The sequence below is a fragment of the Loktanella sp. DJP18 genome (assembly GCF_049310965.1).
Lineage (GTDB): Bacteria > Pseudomonadota > Alphaproteobacteria > Rhodobacterales > Rhodobacteraceae > Loktanella.
In genome coordinates, this window is record NZ_JBMERN010000008.1 from 1 (window position 1) to 18326 (window position 18326).

The following is an 18326-nucleotide window of genomic DNA, read 5'->3' on the forward strand; positions in this document are numbered from 1 at the left end:
CCGTCAAGTCAACAAATTCGGCTTCCGCAGGACTCGGAATATAGTGAAATTAATCCCGGCAAAGGATACATGACAGATTTGTGACGATAGGTCCCAACAGGGCTTCGTCAATCCGGGAAGTGTTCGATGTCGAATGGCGCTCAGCCAGCCGCCGTCGGCGCGACCGCCACCCGGCCCAGCGTCAAGAGTGCCAGTCCCAGCGCCGCCACGGCGCACAGCGCGATGGCCGCGACCATCGGCAGGGCCGTGCCGTCAAAGAACAGGCCGGTCAGTGCGATCATCACGCCGCCCGCAACCATCTGCAGGGTACCGCCAAGGCTGCTGGCAAGGCCCGCAATGCGACCGTGGGCGTCCAGCGCCATGACCATCGTCGTCGGGATGACAAGGCCGAGGCAGGCGTTGGCGAGAAACAGCAGCGCGATGATCAGGTAAAGCGACACGAACCCGGCCAGCACCAAGGCCAGAAGCGCCACGGCAAAGCCCGCAAAGCCCATGACGCCGGCCCGCATCAGCGTGACGATGCCCACCCTCTCGCCCAGCGGACCCGCCGCCTGGCTCGCGGCAAAGAAGCCCACGGCGTTGACCGCGAAGGCCAGGCTGAACCCGGTCGGCGTCAGCCCGAACTGGTCGACATAGACGAACGAGGCCGATGCGATGAAGACGAAGAAGCTTGCCATACCGAAGCCGCCGATGAACGTCAGCCCCATGAAGACCGGATCGGACAACAACACCTTGGCGCTGGTCCACAGCGATGCGACATGAATCCTTTGACGGCGGTCGGCGGGCAGGGTTTCAGGCAACGCAAATCCGGTGATCAGCAACGCCAGGACCGCCGCTCCGCCCAGGACCCAGAAGATCAGCCGCCAGTCGCCCAGCTGGATCAGACCCGACCCCGCCAAGGGGGCCAGCATGGGCGAAACCGAAATCACGAGCATGACCATCGCCATCATCTTCGTGCCGGCGGCGCCGGTCGCCGTATCGCGGATCACCGCGCGCGGCACGACCATCAGCACAGCCCCGCCGATCCCCTGCACCGCGCGCGCCGCGACCAGCGCGCCGATCGTCGGGGCCATCGCCGCGGCAATGCTGCCAAGGATGAAGATCGCAAGCCCCGCATACAGCGGCCGCTTGCGCCCTGCCTGGTCCGACCAAGGGCCGTAGGCGAGTTGCGCCAGCCCGAAAGCCACGAAATAGCTGGTCAGCGTCAGCTGCGCCGCCGTCTCGTTCACGCCAAGCGAGGCGGCCAGCGCCGGCATTGCGGGCAGATACATGTCGATGGCAAACGGGCCAACGGCAGAGAGTAGGCCCAGAATCAGGGCCATGCGGAAAAGGGACATCGTTTGCGGCCTGATCTGGATAAATGTGGCGGCAAACTATGCCCGGTGCAGCAGACTGGCAATGCGCGATGCTGCGTTGGACGACTGTGCGTCAGCGCACGTCGCCACGGCCCCGCGTCGCGGTGTCCAACCCGGCCCACCAATCGGCGTAGGAGGTGTTTTTCGGATGCCTGCCGCCCTCGTCAGGCGCGCCATCTTCCCACCAGACCGGCCCGCGTTCGCCCAGATCACGCTTTGCCGCATCGACCCGGTCGCGGGCGGCCCGTGTCTCGGCCTCTGTTGCAGCCTGCCCCACCGCGCGGCGCGCCTGCATCAGCGCCTTGACTGCGGCACGGCGTAGGGTGTCGTCCAGGGCCGGGTCGGTCTTGCGCCACAGCCGCCCCTTCGCCACGAAATACCGCCCATCCGGCGTTTCGGGATAGTCCTTCGTCACGCAGCCTCTTCTTCCTCGCTTTGCCGGTTCCACAGATGCGCGTAACGTCCGCCGGTGGACAAAAGCACTTCATGGGTCCCGGTCTCCACGATCTCACCGTTTTCCAGCACCACGATGCGGTCGGCGTCCTGAATGGTGGACAGGCGGTGCGCAATGGTAATGACCGTGCGGCCCTGTCCCATTGCACGCAGTTCGCGCTGAATTTCGCGTTCCGTGTCCGTATCCAAAGCCGAAGTCGCCTCGTCCAGCAGCAAAATCGGCGGGTTCTTCAAAAGGGTCCGCGCGATGCCGACGCGCTGCTTTTCGCCGCCCGACAGCTTCAGCCCGCGTTCGCCCACGGTCGTATTGTAGCCATCGGGCAGCGACATGATGAAGTCGTGTATATTGGCGGCCCGCGCCGCCTCTCGAATGTCGGCCTCTGACGCATCGGGGCGACCGTAGGCGATATTGTAGTGGATCGTGTCGTTGAACAGCACCGTGTCCTGCGGCACCACGCCGATCTGGGCGTGCAGGCTTTCCTGTGTCACGTCGCGCACGTCCTGCCCGTCGATTCGAACCGCACCCCCCGTCACATCGTAGAACCGGAACAGCAGGCGCCCGATGGTCGACTTGCCGGACCCGGAAGATCCGACGATGGCGACGGTCTGCCCCGGCAGCACGTCGAGGTCGACTCCCTTCAGGATGGGTCGCGCGGCGTCGTATCCAAAGGACACATCGGACAGCTCGATCCGCCCGCCTTGCACCTTCAGAACATCCGCGCCCGGTTTGTCGTTCACTTCGGCAGGTTGCTCTAACAAATTGAACATATCGCCCATATCGATCAGCGCCTGCCGGATTTCGCGGTAGACCGTGCCGAGAAAGTTCAGCGGCATGGTGATCTGGATCATGTAGGCGTTGACCATGACGAAATCGCCGACCGTCAGCGTCCCTGCCTGCGCGCCAAGGGCGGCCATGACCATGACGATCACCAGACCCGCCGTGATGATCAGCGACTGGCCGAAGTTCAGAAAGGCGAGGCTGTAGTTTGTCCGCACGGCAGCGGTCTCATACAGCCGCATCGCGCCGTCATAGCGCCCGGCCTCCCACTTCTCCGCTCCGAAATACTTCACCGTCTCGAAGTTCAGCAGGCTGTCGATGGCCTTCTGGCTCGCGTCCGTGTCCTGATCGTTCATCACCTTGCGGATCTTCACCCGCCATTCGGTCACGGTGAAGGTGAACCAGACGTATAGCGCGATCGTCACCACCACGACGACCATGTACCATACGTCGAAATTGAAGAACAACACGACCGAGATCATGATGAGCTGCAACAACAGCGGTCCCATCGAGAAGATGAGGAACCGCATCAGGAAATCCACGCCCTTCACGCCGCGCTCGATGATGCGGGACAGCCCGCCGGTCTTGCGCGTGATGTGATAGCGCATCGACAGACGGTGGATATGCGTGAACGTCTCCAGCGCCAGGGTCCGCAGCGCCCGCTGCCCGACGGGGGTAAAGATCACGTCGCGCAACTGTGTCAGGCCGGTCGTCGCCAACCGTGACAGTCCGTAAATCACCGTCAGCCAGACCGCGCCGAAGGCGATCAGCCAGGTCTCGTCCCGCGCCTCGCCGGCCAGGGCATCGACGGCGGCCTTGTAAAGAAAGGGCGTGCCGACCGCGATGGCGTTGGCCAGCAGCAGGACCGAAATGGCCGACACGACACGCACCTGCGTCCGCCGGTCGCCCTTCGGCCACAGATAGGGGGCCACGCGGCGGATGACGTTCAAGCCCTCGATCCGGGCGTCGGGGTCGAAATTGGCGGCGGTCTTGGACAGGCGGCGCATGGGATTCCTTCGGAATGGATAGCCCTAACTAGGCAACCGCGATCCCGGATGCCAGCATCCTAGCGATCCGGTATGACGAAGACCTGCCCCGGATAGATCAGGTCCGGGTTGCGGATCTGATCGGCGTTCGCCTCGAACACGCGGACATACATGATGCCTTCACCCAGATTTTCGCGGGCAATCGCCCACAACGTATTGCCGGGCTGCACCGTCTGGGTCGTCACCGTCAGGCCGCCGTCACCGGTTTGCAGGGCCGCAACGTCTTCTGGCGCTTCGCGCCTGAACGGCGTCTCGACCCGGCTGGCGACGCTGCCGTCGGGTGCCAGTTCGTCGATGCGCAGCGTATAGGTGCCGGGATCGACGCCCGGCAAGGTCAGCCGCCAGTCGCCTTGAATCCCCACCGGGCCGGTCGTGACGGGCCGGTTGTCGACATAGACCTGCAACGTGCGCTCGCCCGGCGCGCGTCCCGCGAGTTGCACCGCCCCTGTCGCGTCATAGGTGATTGCATCGAGTGCGACGCGGTCCATGACCTGCGGCCCCTGCCCCAGAACCCGCGCACCTTCCGCATCGACGACGATGGTGGGCGCGGCCAGCTGGGGCACCGTATCATTGGTCGCGGTGCCGTCGGATGCCGTGTCGTCGAATGCCGTCTCTTCGGGCGTCACGGCGGCGGGTCCGGACGCTGTGTCGGCTGCGCCATTTCCGGTCTGCGCAATGACCACCGATGTGTCAGGCGCGGCCGCTTCATCCGTCACGGTTGCGGGCGCGTCATTGGCAGTCGTCGCAGCGGCGGACCCGGTCCCCTCGACCACTCTTGTGGCCGGGTCGGACACGCCGTCACCAGAGGTCTGATCCGCCGATGCGACGGCGACATCCGGCGACCCGCCCGCATCGTCGGCACCGGCAGCCTGTGCCGGGGCTGGCGCATCGGTTTTGGCCGCTGCGGTTGCGACATCCGGCGCCGGCGTGCCGGTGCCGGGCCGCACCAGCACGACATCGCCGGTGGGTGCGGCGTCGTTTTCGGCAAAGGTCAGGCTCCGGGGGGTGTCCGAGGCCGTCACATCGGCCGTCGCGGCAAAGCTGCCGGAGGCATCCGCCTGCACTTCGGCCAGCGGTGCCCCTTCCAGCAGCAGCGTGATCTTGGCCCCCGGCGTGCCATGACCGGCAATGACGGCCACACCGTCCGGTCCCAACAAGAAGGTATCGACCTTCGGCCCGGCGGCGACCACGGCCTCCGGCTCGACAGGCACTGTTGCCGCTGCCGTCGTGTCTGTCGGCACCGTGTCCGGTGCGGTGCCATCCGTGTCGGGTGAAAGACGCGGAAACAAGGCGATCACGATCACCGCAAGGATCGCCGCAGCCGCAGCGCCACCCGCCAGACGTGCCGTATTTCGCCCCATGTCATCCCCCCGGATGGCCAAGCCGCCGTCAAGGCAGGCTCCTTGTGACTACGCTGGCCGAATCCGGCGGCAGCAGCAAGGGTTTGCCTGCGTCAAGGGTCTCGTGGGCCTTGCGGATGGTGCCGGCATAACACGGCCGATGCTCACGCCGGTTGCCGTGCCCTTTTGCGTGCAGACATGTCCGCGCGAACCGAAGACCAGGAATAAAGCGCCAGCGCCACCCAGATCATCGGAAACGCAGCCGCGTGCCAGGGCGTCAGCACATTGCCAAAGAACAGGACCGCGCAGCCGAATTGAAGCGTCGGGTTCAGATATTGAACCAGCCCCACGGTCGACAGCCGCACGCGCCGCGCGGCATAGCTGAACAGGATCAGAGGCAGGCCGGTCATGATGCCCGACAGTGTCAGCAGCGCCATGTCGGACCAATCGACCGCATGGACCCCGACCTCGGTTCCCCGCAGGATCAACCACAGCAGCGCTAAGGGGGCCAGCACCGCGACTTCTGCCGTCACCGACACGACGCCACCCAGATCGAGGCCCTTCTTCAGCACGCCGTAGGCCCCAAAGGTCCCCGCCAGCGCCAGCGCCATCCACGGCGCGACCCCCAGTCCGGCCGTCAGCACCACGACCGCCAACGCGGCCAGCAGGACGGCGGCGATCTGCGCCACGCTCAGGCTTTCGCGAAAGACGAGCCAGCCCAGCACGACCGCGACCAGCGGAAACATGTAGTAGCCCAGCGACGCCTCCAGCGCATTGCCGACCGAGATCGAGTAGATGAACCCGAACCAGTTGAGCGAGATCATCACTGCCGCAGCGACAATCACCGCAAGGGTCCGCCGGTCCCGCAAAGCCGCTTTCACCTGCCCCAACCGGCCCTGCGCCGCCAACAGGCCGGCAAAAAAGATCAGGGACCAGATCGTGCGGTAGCACAGCACCTCCAGCGGCGGAACATGGGACAAAAGGTGGTAATACAGCGGCGACAGACCCCAGATCGTGCAGGCCCCGGTCAGGGCGAGGATGCCTTTGGCATCGGGAGTCATGAGCATGTCGGGGCAGTCCTTGCATCGTCGCGCCCATGTGGTCCCAGTCGTGCCCCGACCGCAAGACGCAAAAAGGGCCGCCCCGCCGGGACGGCCCCTGTCGCCTCAGCCCGGCGGATCAGGCGGCGAGGTTGGATTTGACGATCTTCTCGATCTCGTCGATCGGGTGATTGGTCAGGGTCTTGGAAATCTCGCCGACGACCTTGTCCGTGACCTCCTGATGCAACTGGCTGCGCAATTCGCCCAGCACATTCGGGGCGGCGACCAGCACGATGCTGTCGAATTTCCCCTTGTGGGCGCGCTCATACAGGATGTCAGCCAGATCGGCGGCGAAACGTTCCTTGGCCAGTTCGTGCCAGTCGGTATCGTCATAGGCGGACACCGCCGATCCGTGACTTTGCCCGACACGGCCCGGCCGGTTGGCCGATTGGTCGATGTCCTTAGGGTTGTCCTGCTCTTCCTTGCGGATGACCTCGAAGTTCGGATTCTCGCCATCGGTGACATTGCGCAGGAACAGGGCCTTTTCGCCATCTGCGACAACGACCCATGTGCCATTCTTGATCGTGGTCATTGCGATTCTCCTTCGGGTTTATGCGACGGACCAACGGAAAGCGCGTGGGCTTTGTTCCGCGCTACCCGGCCATCAGCGCCTGCCACCGCGCGACCGAGACGTTGGACCCGCAGGCGATGATCCCCACATGACGCCCCGCCAGATCGGTGCGCAATGGTCCGCAGATCGCTGCGAGCGAGGCCGCACAGGCCGGTTCCGCCAGAATGCGCAGCACGTCCATGTACTGGCCCATCGCACGGCGCATTGCCGCGTCGGTCACATGCACCATCCGGTCCACCACCGCCTGCGCCACAGCAAAGCTCTCAGGCATCGCCCGTGGCGCGCTCAAGCTGTCGGCAATCGTCGCGATCCGGTCCAGCGCCACGGGATGCCCCGCCGCAAGGCTGCGCGTCATGCTGTCGGCCCCTTCGGGCTCGACACCGATGACCTGCGCGTCCGCGTTGTGCTGCTTCAGCGCAGCCCCCATGCCGCCGATCAATCCGCCACCGCCCACCGGGATCACGAAGGTGTCGATGTGCGGGGCCTGTGCCAGATACTCCGCCCCGCAGACCGCGGCCCCCAGCGTCATGTGTGCGCCGTCGAAAGGGTGAAGGATCGCGCGACCTTCCTGTGAGACGACGCGGTCCATCTCGGCAAAGGCGGCGGGCATGTCATCGCACAGCGTCACCTCTGCGCCCATCGCGCGGCAGCCGTCGATGCGCAGGGGATCGACCGTCGCAGGCATGGCGATGCGGGCGCTGACGCCCGCCGCCTGCGCCGCCCAGGACACCGCCAGTGCGTGATTGCCGCCAGAGGCTGCGACGACGCCGACCCTGCGCTGAACCGCGTCCAGACCGCGGATGCCCAGCAGTACACCCCGCGCCTTGAACGATCCCGCCTGCTGGAACAACTCCAACTTGACGGTGACGCTGGCGGCGTCCGGCAGGATGCCGCGCCACCGGTCCGAGGTCAGGGACAGCACCGGCGTGCGGATCGTATCGACAGCAAGATCGCGCGCGTCATCGGCGATCTGGTCGGGGGTCGGCAGGATCATGGCAGTCTCCACGGCAAAAGGCCCGCGCCTTGAGGGCACGGGCCTGTTCTAGATCAGTCGCAATGCGGATTACATCCGGCTGGCGACGTTTTCCCAATTAACGAGGTTGTCGAGAAAGTTCGTCAGATATGCCGGCCGCTTGTTGCGAAAGTCGATGTAGTAGGAATGTTCCCACACGTCGCAGCCCAGAAGGGCTGTCTGGCCAAAGCAGACGGGGTTCACACCGTTCTCGGTCTTTGTGATTTTCAGGCCGCCGTCCGTGTCCTTAACCAGCCAAGCCCAGCCGGACCCGAACTGACCACCGCCGGCAGCAGCGAAGTCTTCCTTGAATTTGTCGACGGACCCGAAGCTGTCGGTGATCGCCTTTTCCAGCTCCGACGGCATCTTGCTGTCGTCGGGCGTCATCATCTCCCAGAACTGGTTGTGGTTCCAAAGCTGGCTGATGTTGTTGAAGATGCCGGACTGTGCGACCGCCTGGGGGTCGTAAGTCCCCTTGATGATCTCCTCGAGGGACTTGCCGTCCCACTCCGTCCCCGCAATCGCCTTGTTGCCGTTGGTCACATAGGCATTGTGGTGAATATCGTGATGATATTCCAGCGTTTCCTTGGACATCCCCTTGGATGCCAGCGCGTCGTGGGCGTAGGGAAGATCGGGAAGTTCGAAAGCCATGATGTGACCCCTTTTCTATTGTGGTTCGTCCGCGCGAATGGAAGCGCGATTGCTCACCGGGTCAACCCCTGAAACTGGGTCAGGTTCCGCGTGCGAAATGCCCGACCGGCCCCGCGTCGGCCGAGGCCGCCAGCAGGTCGAAGGCATAGTCGGCGACAGACCGGAAGCAGATCACATGAAAGGTCCGCGCATCCGTCATCCAGAACGCCGCCGCGATCTGGCCCAGCCGCGTGCGCAGCACCTGACCAGGGGCAAAGGCATCGGCATGCAGATCGACGGGGGCCAGCTTCGCGATGACCTCGCGGGCAAACGGCCCCTCCACCCGCAGCAACGCCCGCGCGTCGGACACGTTGACCGCCAGATGATGCTGGCCTTTTTGCGCTTTGGCGATCTTTCCAAGCGCATCGGGGACATCGCCGTAGGGCAGCAGGATCAGCAGTTCGTCCGGCGACATCCACAGCACACCCGCGTCACTCTTGAACAGCGCCTCGCGCATCCCCGGCACGGCCACGCCGAAGTCCTTGCAGACGGCCTTCATCTTCGACAGATCGCCGCGCAGGGTGATCATGCCGCGCAGGCCCGCGTCGCTGATCTGGACGGAGCCGTGCGTTTCGCGCGCCCGCAGGGCGGTGATGGGTTCAGACATTCTGCTTCTCTCCTGCCTTGTCGTAGAACACCGGATCGCAGATCCGCGCCTCGACCGTGCCGCCGCCCTCCTTGGTGAAGCTGATCACCTCGCCCATCCGGTCCGGTCCGCGCTTGACCAGTCCCATCGCGATGCCCCGCTTCAACGTTGGCGAATGGTAGGTCGAGGTCACGCGGCCTTGGGTATTCCGCTGACCGTTGGCGTTGTCGCCGACATCGACGGCATAGGCCCCGTCTGCCAGCACCGATCCGTCCAGCGTCTCCAGCCCCACCAGTTTCCAGCGGTCCGGGTCCTGCATGTGGGTGCGCATCTGGCCGCGCTTGCCCAGGAAATCGTCCTTCTTCTTGCTGATCGCCCAGTCGAGGTTCAGGTCCTGCGGGATCACGGTGCCGTCGGTCTCGTCCCCGATCATGATGAAGCCTTTTTCGGCCCGCATGACGTGCAGCGCCTCGGTTCCGTAAGGCATCGCGCCCAGCGGTGCGCCATGCTTCACCAGCAGCTCCCAAAATGCCGCACCCTGCCCCGCCGCAACCGCGATCTCGTATGACAACTCGCCGGAAAAGCTGATGCGGAACACGCGGACATCGAAGCCGCCGAGCTGGCCGTCGGCCCACTGCATGAAGGGCAGCTCGTCCTTGGACAGTGCCATGCCGCCGATGCCCTCCAGCAACTGTCGGGCCTTCGGCCCGACGACGGCGAACTGCGCGAACTGCTCTGTCACGTTGGCGGTATAGACCTGCCAGTCCCACCATTCGCACTGTAGCCAGTCTTCCATGTGGGCATGGATGCGGTCGGCCCCGCCGGTCGTCGTGTGGCACAGCCAGGTGTCGTCATCCAGACGGGCGACGACGCCATCGTCCATCAGGAACCCGTTTTCCGAACACATCAGCCCGTAACGGCATTTCCCGACGCCCAGGTTCGACATCATGTTGGTATACATCATGTCCAGAAAACGACCCGCGTCCGGCCCTTTCACGATGATCTTGCCCAGGGTGGAGGCATCCAGCAGGCCGACATTCTCGCGCGTGTTCGTCACCTCGCGGGCGACCGCATCGTGCAGGCTCTCCTCGCCGCGCGGATAGGTGTAGGGCCGGCGCCATTGGCCGACGGGTTCAAAGTCAGCGTTCTGCGCGTCGTGCCAGTCGTAGATCGGCGTCTTGCGGATCGGCTGGAACAGCGCGTCACGGGCCACACCCGCAATCGCGGCCAAGGGTAGCGGCGTGTAGGGCGGGCGGAATGTCGTCGTGCCGACCTGCGGGATCGCCGTTCCCAACGCGTCGGACAGCACCGCAAGCCCGTTGATGTTGCTCAGCTTGCCTTGATCCGTCGCCATGCCCAGCGTGGTATAGCGTTTGGCGTGTTCGACGGACTGGAACCCTTCCTGTGCGGCTAGTTGCACGTCACTGACCTTCACGTCGTTCTGGTAATCCAGCCACATCTTGGCGCGCAGATCGTAGGGAGCCTTGGCGGGCATGATCCAGACCGGGACCATCGGATCCTCTGCCGCATCGTCGCCCATCGGGGCCTGACCGGGCTTCCTGGTCAGACCGGCTGCGGCCGCAGCCTTGCGCCCCGCGCCAAAACCGTCGGCAATCGCCTCGGCCGTGAACAGGTGACCATTGGCGATGCCGGCGGCCGTCACGAAGCCTTCGCCCTTGGCACCCAGCGGCGGGCGGTCGGCGTCGGGGCGGAACATCGCTTGCGCCGCGTCCCAGACCAGCTTGCCGCCGCAATGGGACCACAGGTGCACGACCGGCGACCAACCGCCCGACATGGCGACGCAATCGCAGGCGATGGCCTCTGTCTGCCCGCCGATGCCGTCCTGCGCGCAGACGCTGACGCCGGTGACGCGCTTGCCACCCTCGACCGCACCGATGGCGCTGTTCGTCAGGACGCGGATGCCCAGCGCGCGCACCTGTTCGGGCAATTCGCCCTTCGCCTGCGGACGCGCATCGATCACCGCCGGCACCTCCAGGCCTGCGGCATGCAACGCCAGCGCGGTGCGGTAGGCGTCGTCGTTGTTGGTCACGATCACCGTGCGCTCACCCACGGCGACGCCGAAGTTCACGACGTAGTCGCGCAACGCAGCCGCCAGAAGAACGCCCGGCACGTCATTGTAGGCAAAGGACAATGGCCGCTCGATCGCACCCGTGGCGGTGACGATCTGCCCCGCCCGGATGCGCCACAGCCGCTGGCGCGGGCCGCGCTGTCTTGGCGCGTGATCGGTCAGCCGTTCATGCGCCAGCGCATAGCCGTGGTCAAAGACCCCGGCCCCCTGACACCGCACACGCATGTCGACGTTGGGCAGGCCGTGCAGTTCACCCAGCGTGGCGTTGACCCAGTCTTGCGCGGACCGTCCGTCGATGGTCGGGCCGTCCACGACCGCACGCCCGCCCCACTGCGCCGTCTGTTCCACCAGCAGCACCCGCGCGCCGGCGCGACCGGCGGCCAGCGCAGCGGCCAGACCGGCGATGCCGCCACCGACCACAAACACGTCCACCGTGACATTGAAGTGTTCATAGGTGTGGTCGTCGCCGGTTTCCGGTGCCGCCCCCAGACCCGCCGACCGGCGGATGATCGGCTCGTAGACATGCTTCCAGAAAGCGCGCGGCTGGATGAAGGTCTTGTAGTAGAATCCCGCCGGCAAGAAGCGCGACACCTTTGAATTGATCACGCCCACATCGAACTCGAGGCTGGGCCGGTGGTTTTGGCTGCGGGCGACAAGCCCGTCGTAAAGGTCCACTTGCGTCACGCGGGCGTTCGGCTCCTGGCGGTCACCGCGCCCGAGTTCGACCAGCCCGTTCGGTTCTTCCGCCCCGGCCGCGACCAACCCGCGCGGGCGGTGATACTTGAATGACCGGCCAACCAGAACCTGATCGTTGGCCAGCAGCGCAGAGGCCAGCGTATCGCCCGCATAGCCCTGCATCCGCCTACCGTTGAAGGTGAAATGCACGGGCCGGTTCTTGGCGACCAGCCGCCCGTTGGTGCGCAGTCTCATTGGAACCTCCCCCAGCGCCAGCCAGGCACTTTTGCACTGATCGCATCGCGAATGGATTGCGGCGGCTCCCCTGTCTGCGCAGCATAGGTCCCATAGACCTCCAGTGTCGCGGTATCGCGGGCGGCCAGGAACCACTTGCCGCAGCCATAGACATGCCGCCAACGCTCGAAATGGAGACCCTTCGGGTTCTCGCGCATGAAAAGGTAATTCTCGAAGGCCTCCGCCTCCGATCCGGGGCCATGGCGTTTCAGATGCGCCTCTCCACCCGCGTGCAGATCGGTTTCATCGACCATCCGGTCGCAATGGGGGCAGTGCAGGATCAGCATGAGGGAACCTTCGATGCAGCGTGTCGGAACGCAAAAAGGCCACCCGCCCCGGGAAGGGAGCAGGCGGCCAGATCGGCGCGGGTCAGGACGGGCTGAGTAGCCAGTCGTGTCGTCAGCCGAAATTTACTCGGCCGGAACCTCGGTCGTTTCAGCAGGTGCGATGACGGCGTCGTCGACCACGTCAGCGGCACCTGTGGCAACATCATCCACGACAGCGCCGGCCTCGACAGCCGTGTCTTCGATGGGTTCGACCGTCTCTGCAGCACCGATGTCGGTCTCGGTAACTGCGGGCGCGACATCGTCATCACCCAGAAACAGGAACGCCAACAGGGCGAGCACGACGATGACCACACCGATGATAAGCGCGGAGCTGCCGCTGCGCCGCTCTTTGGTCGGTGTGCTGTTGTTGTGAATGTTCGTGGTGTTGGGACGGTTCGGGTCCCGGTTGGGATCCAGGTTGGTGTTGCGGTCCGACATGTCGAAAACTCCTGCATAGGGTGACTTAGCGATTTAACGTCGCGCTCCGGGTGCTGGTTCCCGGTTACGTGAAGATCGCGGCGCCAATCCGCCTGATCGTGGAAACAGGCACGTGGCATCAGTGCGCCACCCCGGCGGCAACGCTTTCATCGATGAACTTGCCATGCCGGAAACGGTTCATGCTGAATTCCTCGGTCAGGGGTGAATGACCCTTGGCCACAAGCTCTGCCATGGCCCAACCCGACCCTGGAATGGCCTTGAATCCGCCGGTGCCCCAACCGCAGTTGACGAAGATGCCCTCCACCGGCGTTGTCGACAGGATGGGCGACCGGTCGCCCGTCACATCCACGATCCCGCCCCACTGGCGCAGCATCTTCAACCGCCCCACGATGGGGAACGTCTCGACCAGCGCGCGCACCGTCTCTTCGATGTGATGAAAGCTACCGCGCTGTGTGTAGTTGTTGTAGCCGTCCGTGCCGCCGCCGATCACCATTTCGCCCTTGTCGGACTGCGACATGTAACCGTGGACCGTGTTGGCCATCACGACGACGTCCATGCAGGGCTTGATCGGTTCGCTGACCAGGGCCTGAAGTGCGACGCTTTCGATCGGCAACTGAAACCCGGCCTTCTGCGCCAGGACCGACGCATGGCCGGCCACGACCATCGCCAGCTTGTCGCATCTGATGTCGCCGCGTGTCGTGTTGACGCCGGTGACGCGGCCCGCTTCGGTCGTCACACCTGTCACCTCGCACTGCTGGATGATGTCCATGCCCATGTCGGCGCAGGCCCGTGCATAGCCCCAGGCCACCGCGTCGTGCCGCGCCGTGCCGCCACGGGCCTGCCACAGCGCACCCAGCACCGGATAGCGCGGGCCGTCGATGTTCATGATCGGGCACAGCTCCTTGACGCGGGCGGGTCCGATCCATTCGGTCGTGACGCCCTGCAAGGCATTGGCATGGGCCGTGCGCTGATAGCCGCGGATCTCGTGCTGGGTCTGCGCCAGCATCATCACGCCGCGCGGGCTGAACATCACGTTGTAGTTCAGATCCTGACTGAGCGTCTCGTACAGGCTGCGGGATTTTTCGTAGATCGCGGCTGACGGGTCCTGAAGGTAATTGCTGCGGATGATCGTGGTGTTGCGCCCCGTGTTGCCGCCCCCCAGCCAGCCCTTTTCCAGCACCGCGACATTCGTGATGCCAAAGTTCTTACCCAGGTAATAGGCGGTCGCAAGGCCATGTCCGCCCGCCCCCACGACGATCACGTCATAGCGCGGCTTGGGTTCCGCCTGCCCCCAGGCCCGGGTCCAGCCGGTATGCTGCCGGAACGCTTCACGGGCGATGGCAAAGGCGGAATAGCGTTTCATCGGGAGCGAATCCTTCAAGGCCACGAGGGCGGTCTGCCCGCCTTTCCTGAACCCTCGGGACTTACGACAGGATACCGACAGCGGCAAGAGAGCCGGGTTTTGCGACATCCTCCTGCGGTGGCCCGTCGCAGGTGCGGCCATGCGGGGTTTCCAGCAGGGTCCGCGCCCCTTAAGTAGGGCGCAAACCGGGGGTAGAGTTGTGTTCTGGATGATCTGCATCGTCATGACGCTTGTCGTCGCGTCCCTGCTGGCCGCGCCTTTGCTGCGCCCCGCCGGCGACGATGCCGAACACCCCCAGCTTGCAATCTACAAGGGGCAACTGGCCGAGGTCGACCGCGATGTCGAACGCGGCGTGCTGGACGCGGATGACGCCGAACGCGCCCGCGCCGAAATCGCGCGCCGCCTGCTGGCCGTCAGCCGCACGACTCAGGTGACCGGCACGGCACCACGCTGGGCCAGCGGCGCTGTCGCGGGTGTCGTCACCCTGCTGCTGCTGGGTCTGGGCGGTCTGACCTATCTGTCTGTCGGCGCACCCGGCGACCCGGACCAACCTCTTGCAGCGCGCCTGCAACAGGCCGAGGCGATGCGCGAGAGCCGCCCCGACCAGGCCGCGCTCGAAGCCGCCGCCCCGCCGCCGCCCGCCGTTGCCGATGCGCCCGCCGACTACCGCGAACAGATCGCGCAACTGCGCGCCATCGTCCCGACACGGCCCGACGACCTGCAAGGCTGGACGCTGCTGGCGTTGCACGAAGCACGTCTTGGCAACTACGCCGCCGCCGCCCGCGCACAGGAACGCGCCGTCGCGTTGCAGGGTGACGAAGCCACGCCGGACGACCTGGCGCGCATGATCGACCTGCTGGTCGCCGCCGCGAACGGCACCATCTCGCCCGAGGCGGAGGTCATCGCCCGCGACCTGCTGGCGCGCGACGAGGCGAGCATCGCGGGACGTTATTACATGGGCGCGCTTTACAACCAGACGGGCCGTCCCGACATCGCATTCCGGTTCTGGGGACCGATCGTGGACAGCGGCGACACGTCGTTTCACGCCGAACTGGCCCGCACCCAGATCGAGGATGCGGCGATGCGTGCCGGTGTCGAATACACCCTGCCCGAGATGCGCGGCCCCGATGCCGCCGCCGTCGCCGCGGCCGAGGACATGACCGAAGAGGACCGTCAGGCGATGATCGGTGGCATGGTCAACCAGTTGGCCGACCGCCTGGCGACCGATGGCGGCCCGGTGTCAGACTGGGCGCGACTGATCGCGGCCTACGGCGTGCTGGGCCGCGCTGACGACGCCCGCACTATCTATGAAGAGGCGCAATCGGCCTTCGCCGGTGACAACATCGCCCTGCAAACCCTTGCGAAAGCTGCACAATCCGCAGGCATCTCCGAATGATCCGCGAAGACGTCCCGGCATTTCTGGATGCCGTGCCGGCGTTCGGCGCGCTGGCGGGACTGGACCTTGGCACCGTCACCATCGGCGTCGCCGTGTCGGACGTGCTGCGCGGCGTGGCAACCCCGTTCGAGACGATCAAGCGCAAGAAATTCGGTCTGGACGCGGCGGCGCTGTTGGACCTGTGCGACCGGCGGCAGATCACCGGGCTGGTGCTGGGCCTGCCGCTGAACATGGACGGCAGCGAAGGTCCGCGCTGTCAGACCACCCGCGCCTTTGCCCGCAACCTCGAACGGCTGACGCCGCTGCCCATCACCTTTTGGGATGAACGTTTGTCCACCGTTGCCGCCACCCGTGCGCTGCTGGAGGCGGATACGTCGCGAAAGCGTCGCGCCGAAGTCATCGATCACGTGGCCGCCGCCTATATCCTGCAAGGCGCGCTGGACCGCATCCGCCACATGAAGGCCAACCCATGACCGACGCGATCTGGAAACGCGACGAGATCGATAGCCCCTGCGTGAAGGTCTGTGTGATCCACCCCGCCAGCCGGCTGTGCACAGGCTGTTTGCGCACCATCGACGAAATCGGGGCCTGGTCGCGCATGACGCCAGAGGCGCGACGTGCTGTCATGGCCGAACTGCCCACGCGGTCGGGACAGATCACCCAGCGACGCGGCGGACGCGCGGCGCGTATCGCAAGGGATCTTACAGACAAGGACAACTGAATCCGGAAAAGTCTTTCTGTCCCGCCTCAGGCCGCCGTCGGAAACACGAAACACCGGTCGCGCCGGATCATGATCCAGAGTGGCGTGCCGGGCTTTGGCAGGAACACAGATGGGATCTGCGCGCGCAGGATCGTTCCGTCGTAGTCCATCCGGAATTCCACCAGTGACTCGGACCCCATGAACCGCGCCCGCTGGACGATCCCACGCGCCGGCGTGCCTTCCATCTGCGTCGGATGCGGTCCGCGCCCTGCGCGGTCGAAGTCGATCTTCAGATGCTGCGGACGGATGCAGATGTCGACCGGCGTGCCGTCAGGGACGCCCGGCGCAAGGAACTGACCAAAGGGCGTATCGGTTAGAGCTCCATGAACCTCACCCCTTATAACATTGATATCGCTAAAGAAAGCCGCCGCTTTGCGGTCGACCGGCGTGTTGTAGATGTTGTAGGGCGCGCCGCGCTGCACAATCCGCCCGTCGCGCATCAGCGCAATTTCGTCGGCCATGCGCATCGCCTCGCCGGGCTCGTGCGTGACCAGCAGCACGGCGGTGCCTTCGGCCTTCAGCACGTCCAGCGTCTCGTCCCGGATATCGTCACGCAGACGGTCATCTAGGCCCGAAAACGGCTCGTCCATCAGCATGACCTTGGGACGCGGTGCGAGCGCGCGCGCCAGTGCGACCCGTTGCTGTTCACCCCCCGACAACTCGTGCGGGTAACGGTCGATGTGGCGGCCCATGCCGACCTTGGCCAGCAGATCCTCGACCTGCCGGCGGGCGGCACCACGGTCCATCTTCAACCCAAAGGCCACGTTGCGCGCCACGCTCAGATGCGGAAATAGCGCGAAATCCTGGAACATCAGTCCGATGGACCGTTGCTCTGGCGGCACGTTCACGCCGTCGCCGCAGATCACATGCCCGTCGACGCGGATCTCTCCCGCATCGGGCTGCTCCACGCCCGCGATCATCCGCAGAGTCGTGGACTTGCCGCAACCCGACGGCCCCAGAAGGCAGGTCACCTGACCCGGCATGACGCTCAGGCTGACGTCATCGACGACCCGCTGGCCGTCGAAGCTCTTGGCAATCTGCACGATCTCGAGGCGGGGGGGCGTGGGCATGTATTAGTCCAGCAAAATAGTCAGCGTTGGACTATCAAGCTCCCTCACCAAGAACAAGACGACAGGTCACAAGGTCGCGTTGATTGCCCCGCCGTCCAGCAGGATGTTCTGGCCGACGATGAAAGCGGCACGGTCGGAACACAGAAAGGCGCACATCGCTCCGAAATCCGCGGGGTCACCATAGCGCCGCGCCGGAATCGTCTCCACCCGCTGCGCGCGGGCGTCCTCCAGGCTGATATTCTGCGCGCGCGCAACGTTTCCGTCCAATGCGTCGGCGCGGTCTGTGGCATGGATGCCGGGCAGCAGGTTGTTGATCGTCACGCCGAACGGGGCCACCTGCCGCGCGGTGCCGGCGACATAGCCCGTCAGGCCCGCCCGCGCAGAATTGGACAGGCCAAGCTGCGCAATGGGTGCCTTGACGGAACCCGAGGTGATGTTCACCACCCGCCCCCAGCCCCGGTCGATCATGCCGGGCAGCAAGGCCTTCATCAGCGCGATGGGCGTCAGCATGTTGGCGTCCAGCGCCTTGATGAAATCGTCGCGGTCCCAGTCCGACCACAGGCCTGGCGGCGGCCCCCCCGCGTTGGTGACCAGGATGTCGACGCCCTGCGCCGCATTCAGCAACCGCGCGCGGTCGTCGGGGTCGGCAACGTCACCGGCCACCGTCGTCACGCTTACCCCCCAGTCGGCCCGGATCGCCTCGGCCGTAGCCTCCAGCGCCTCGTTGCCCCGCGCGTTCAGGACCAGATCCACGCCTGCCTCGGCCAATGCCGCAGCACAGCCCCGGCCCAGCCCCCGCGATCCCGCGCAGACCAGCGCCGTCTTTCCCTTCAATCGCAGATCCATCGTAAGACTCTCCTTAAGACCAGCCAGGGATGTCGCACTGGCAATTTGCATTAACATAGCGTTAACCATCGGAGATCATAGATCGGATGTGCCGGCATTGACGCGCGGGCCATGGCCTTTAAGGTGCGCCGGTGTTGC

18 protein-coding genes are annotated in these 18326 nt (G+C 65.3%); 3 read left to right on the forward strand and 15 right to left on the reverse strand.

The window, feature by feature from the left end; genetic code table 11:
* Positions 1 to 140: 140 nt before the first annotated feature.
* From ACOI1H_RS03650 to ACOI1H_RS03710, 13 genes are all read right to left on the reverse strand, one after another.
* Positions 141 to 1337 (reverse strand): multidrug effflux MFS transporter, encoded by a 1197-nt coding sequence (locus ACOI1H_RS03650; protein ID WP_422435367.1) that lies wholly within the window; start codon positions 1335 to 1337, stop codon positions 141 to 143.
* Between the two features lie 91 nt (positions 1338 to 1428).
* On the reverse strand, positions 1429 to 1770 hold the full coding sequence (locus tag ACOI1H_RS03655; RefSeq protein WP_422435368.1) for a hypothetical protein: 342 nt from the start codon (positions 1768 to 1770) through the stop codon (positions 1429 to 1431).
* Positions 1767 to 3593 (reverse strand): ABCB family ABC transporter ATP-binding protein/permease, encoded by a 1827-nt coding sequence (locus ACOI1H_RS03660; protein WP_422435369.1) that lies wholly within the window; start codon positions 3591 to 3593, stop codon positions 1767 to 1769. The genes ACOI1H_RS03655 and ACOI1H_RS03660 overlap by 4 nt, the downstream gene beginning before the upstream one ends.
* Positions 3594 to 3652: 59 nt before the next feature.
* On the reverse strand, positions 3653 to 4993 hold the full coding sequence (locus ACOI1H_RS03665) for a LysM peptidoglycan-binding domain-containing protein (RefSeq protein WP_422435370.1): 1341 nt from the start codon (positions 4991 to 4993) through the stop codon (positions 3653 to 3655).
* Between the two features lie 143 nt (positions 4994 to 5136).
* A complete protein-coding gene (rarD, locus tag ACOI1H_RS03670; RefSeq protein ID WP_422435371.1) occupies positions 5137 to 6039 on the reverse strand; it encodes an EamA family transporter RarD in 903 nt (300 codons plus the stop codon).
* 112 nt (positions 6040 to 6151) lie between these two features.
* Complete coding sequence (locus ACOI1H_RS03675; RefSeq protein ID WP_422435372.1) at positions 6152 to 6604, reverse strand: host attachment family protein; 453 nt, start codon at positions 6602 to 6604, stop codon at positions 6152 to 6154.
* Positions 6605 to 6665: 61 nt separating this feature from the next.
* Positions 6666 to 7637 carry a threonine ammonia-lyase gene (locus ACOI1H_RS03680; RefSeq protein WP_422435373.1) on the reverse strand — a complete coding sequence of 324 codons (972 nt, stop codon included), beginning with the start codon at positions 7635 to 7637 and terminating at the stop codon, positions 6666 to 6668.
* Between the two features lie 69 nt (positions 7638 to 7706).
* Positions 7707 to 8306: a superoxide dismutase gene (locus ACOI1H_RS03685; RefSeq protein ID WP_422435374.1), complete on the reverse strand. Its 600-nt coding sequence runs from the start codon at positions 8304 to 8306 to the stop codon at positions 7707 to 7709.
* A gap of 79 nt (positions 8307 to 8385) precedes the next feature.
* A complete protein-coding gene (locus ACOI1H_RS03690; protein WP_422435375.1) occupies positions 8386 to 8952 on the reverse strand; it encodes a sarcosine oxidase subunit gamma in 567 nt (188 codons plus the stop codon).
* On the reverse strand, positions 8945 to 11950 hold the full coding sequence (locus ACOI1H_RS03695) for a sarcosine oxidase subunit alpha family protein (protein ID WP_422435376.1): 3006 nt from the start codon (positions 11948 to 11950) through the stop codon (positions 8945 to 8947). The genes ACOI1H_RS03690 and ACOI1H_RS03695 overlap by 8 nt, the downstream gene beginning before the upstream one ends.
* The gene (locus ACOI1H_RS03700; RefSeq protein ID WP_422435377.1) at positions 11947 to 12276 is read right to left on the reverse strand and encodes a sarcosine oxidase subunit delta; all 330 of its coding nucleotides are present in this window, start codon (positions 12274 to 12276) and stop codon (positions 11947 to 11949) included. Before ACOI1H_RS03700 ends, ACOI1H_RS03695 begins: the two co-directional genes overlap by 4 nt.
* 123 nt (positions 12277 to 12399) lie before the next feature.
* Positions 12400 to 12753, reverse strand: a complete 354-nt coding sequence (locus ACOI1H_RS03705; protein ID WP_422435378.1) for a hypothetical protein — start codon at positions 12751 to 12753, stop codon at positions 12400 to 12402.
* 118 nt (positions 12754 to 12871) lie between these two features.
* A complete protein-coding gene (locus tag ACOI1H_RS03710; protein ID WP_422435379.1) occupies positions 12872 to 14116 on the reverse strand; it encodes a sarcosine oxidase subunit beta family protein in 1245 nt (414 codons plus the stop codon).
* Positions 14117 to 14324: 208 nt separating this feature from the next.
* Between ACOI1H_RS03710 and ccmI the strand changes: the two genes are divergently transcribed.
* The 3 genes from ccmI to ACOI1H_RS03725 are packed head-to-tail and all read left to right on the forward strand — an operon-like array spanning position 14325 to position 16233.
* Complete coding sequence (gene ccmI, locus ACOI1H_RS03715) at positions 14325 to 15512, forward strand: c-type cytochrome biogenesis protein CcmI (RefSeq protein ID WP_422435444.1); 1188 nt, start codon at positions 14325 to 14327, stop codon at positions 15510 to 15512.
* Positions 15509 to 15985, forward strand: a complete 477-nt coding sequence (ruvX, locus tag ACOI1H_RS03720; RefSeq protein WP_422435380.1) for a Holliday junction resolvase RuvX — start codon at positions 15509 to 15511, stop codon at positions 15983 to 15985. The genes ccmI and ruvX overlap by 4 nt, the downstream gene beginning before the upstream one ends.
* Positions 15982 to 16233: a DUF1289 domain-containing protein gene (locus ACOI1H_RS03725; RefSeq protein ID WP_422435381.1), complete on the forward strand. Its 252-nt coding sequence runs from the start codon at positions 15982 to 15984 to the stop codon at positions 16231 to 16233. The genes ruvX and ACOI1H_RS03725 overlap by 4 nt, the downstream gene beginning before the upstream one ends.
* 26 nt (positions 16234 to 16259) lie before the next feature.
* On the opposite strand, the gene ACOI1H_RS03730 is transcribed toward ACOI1H_RS03725, so the two are convergent.
* A complete protein-coding gene (locus ACOI1H_RS03730; protein ID WP_422435382.1) occupies positions 16260 to 17342 on the reverse strand; it encodes an ABC transporter ATP-binding protein in 1083 nt (360 codons plus the stop codon).
* A gap of 66 nt (positions 17343 to 17408) precedes the next feature.
* Positions 17409 to 18188: an SDR family oxidoreductase gene (locus tag ACOI1H_RS03735; protein WP_422435383.1), complete on the reverse strand. Its 780-nt coding sequence runs from the start codon at positions 18186 to 18188 to the stop codon at positions 17409 to 17411.
* Positions 18189 to 18326 lie beyond the last annotated feature (138 nt).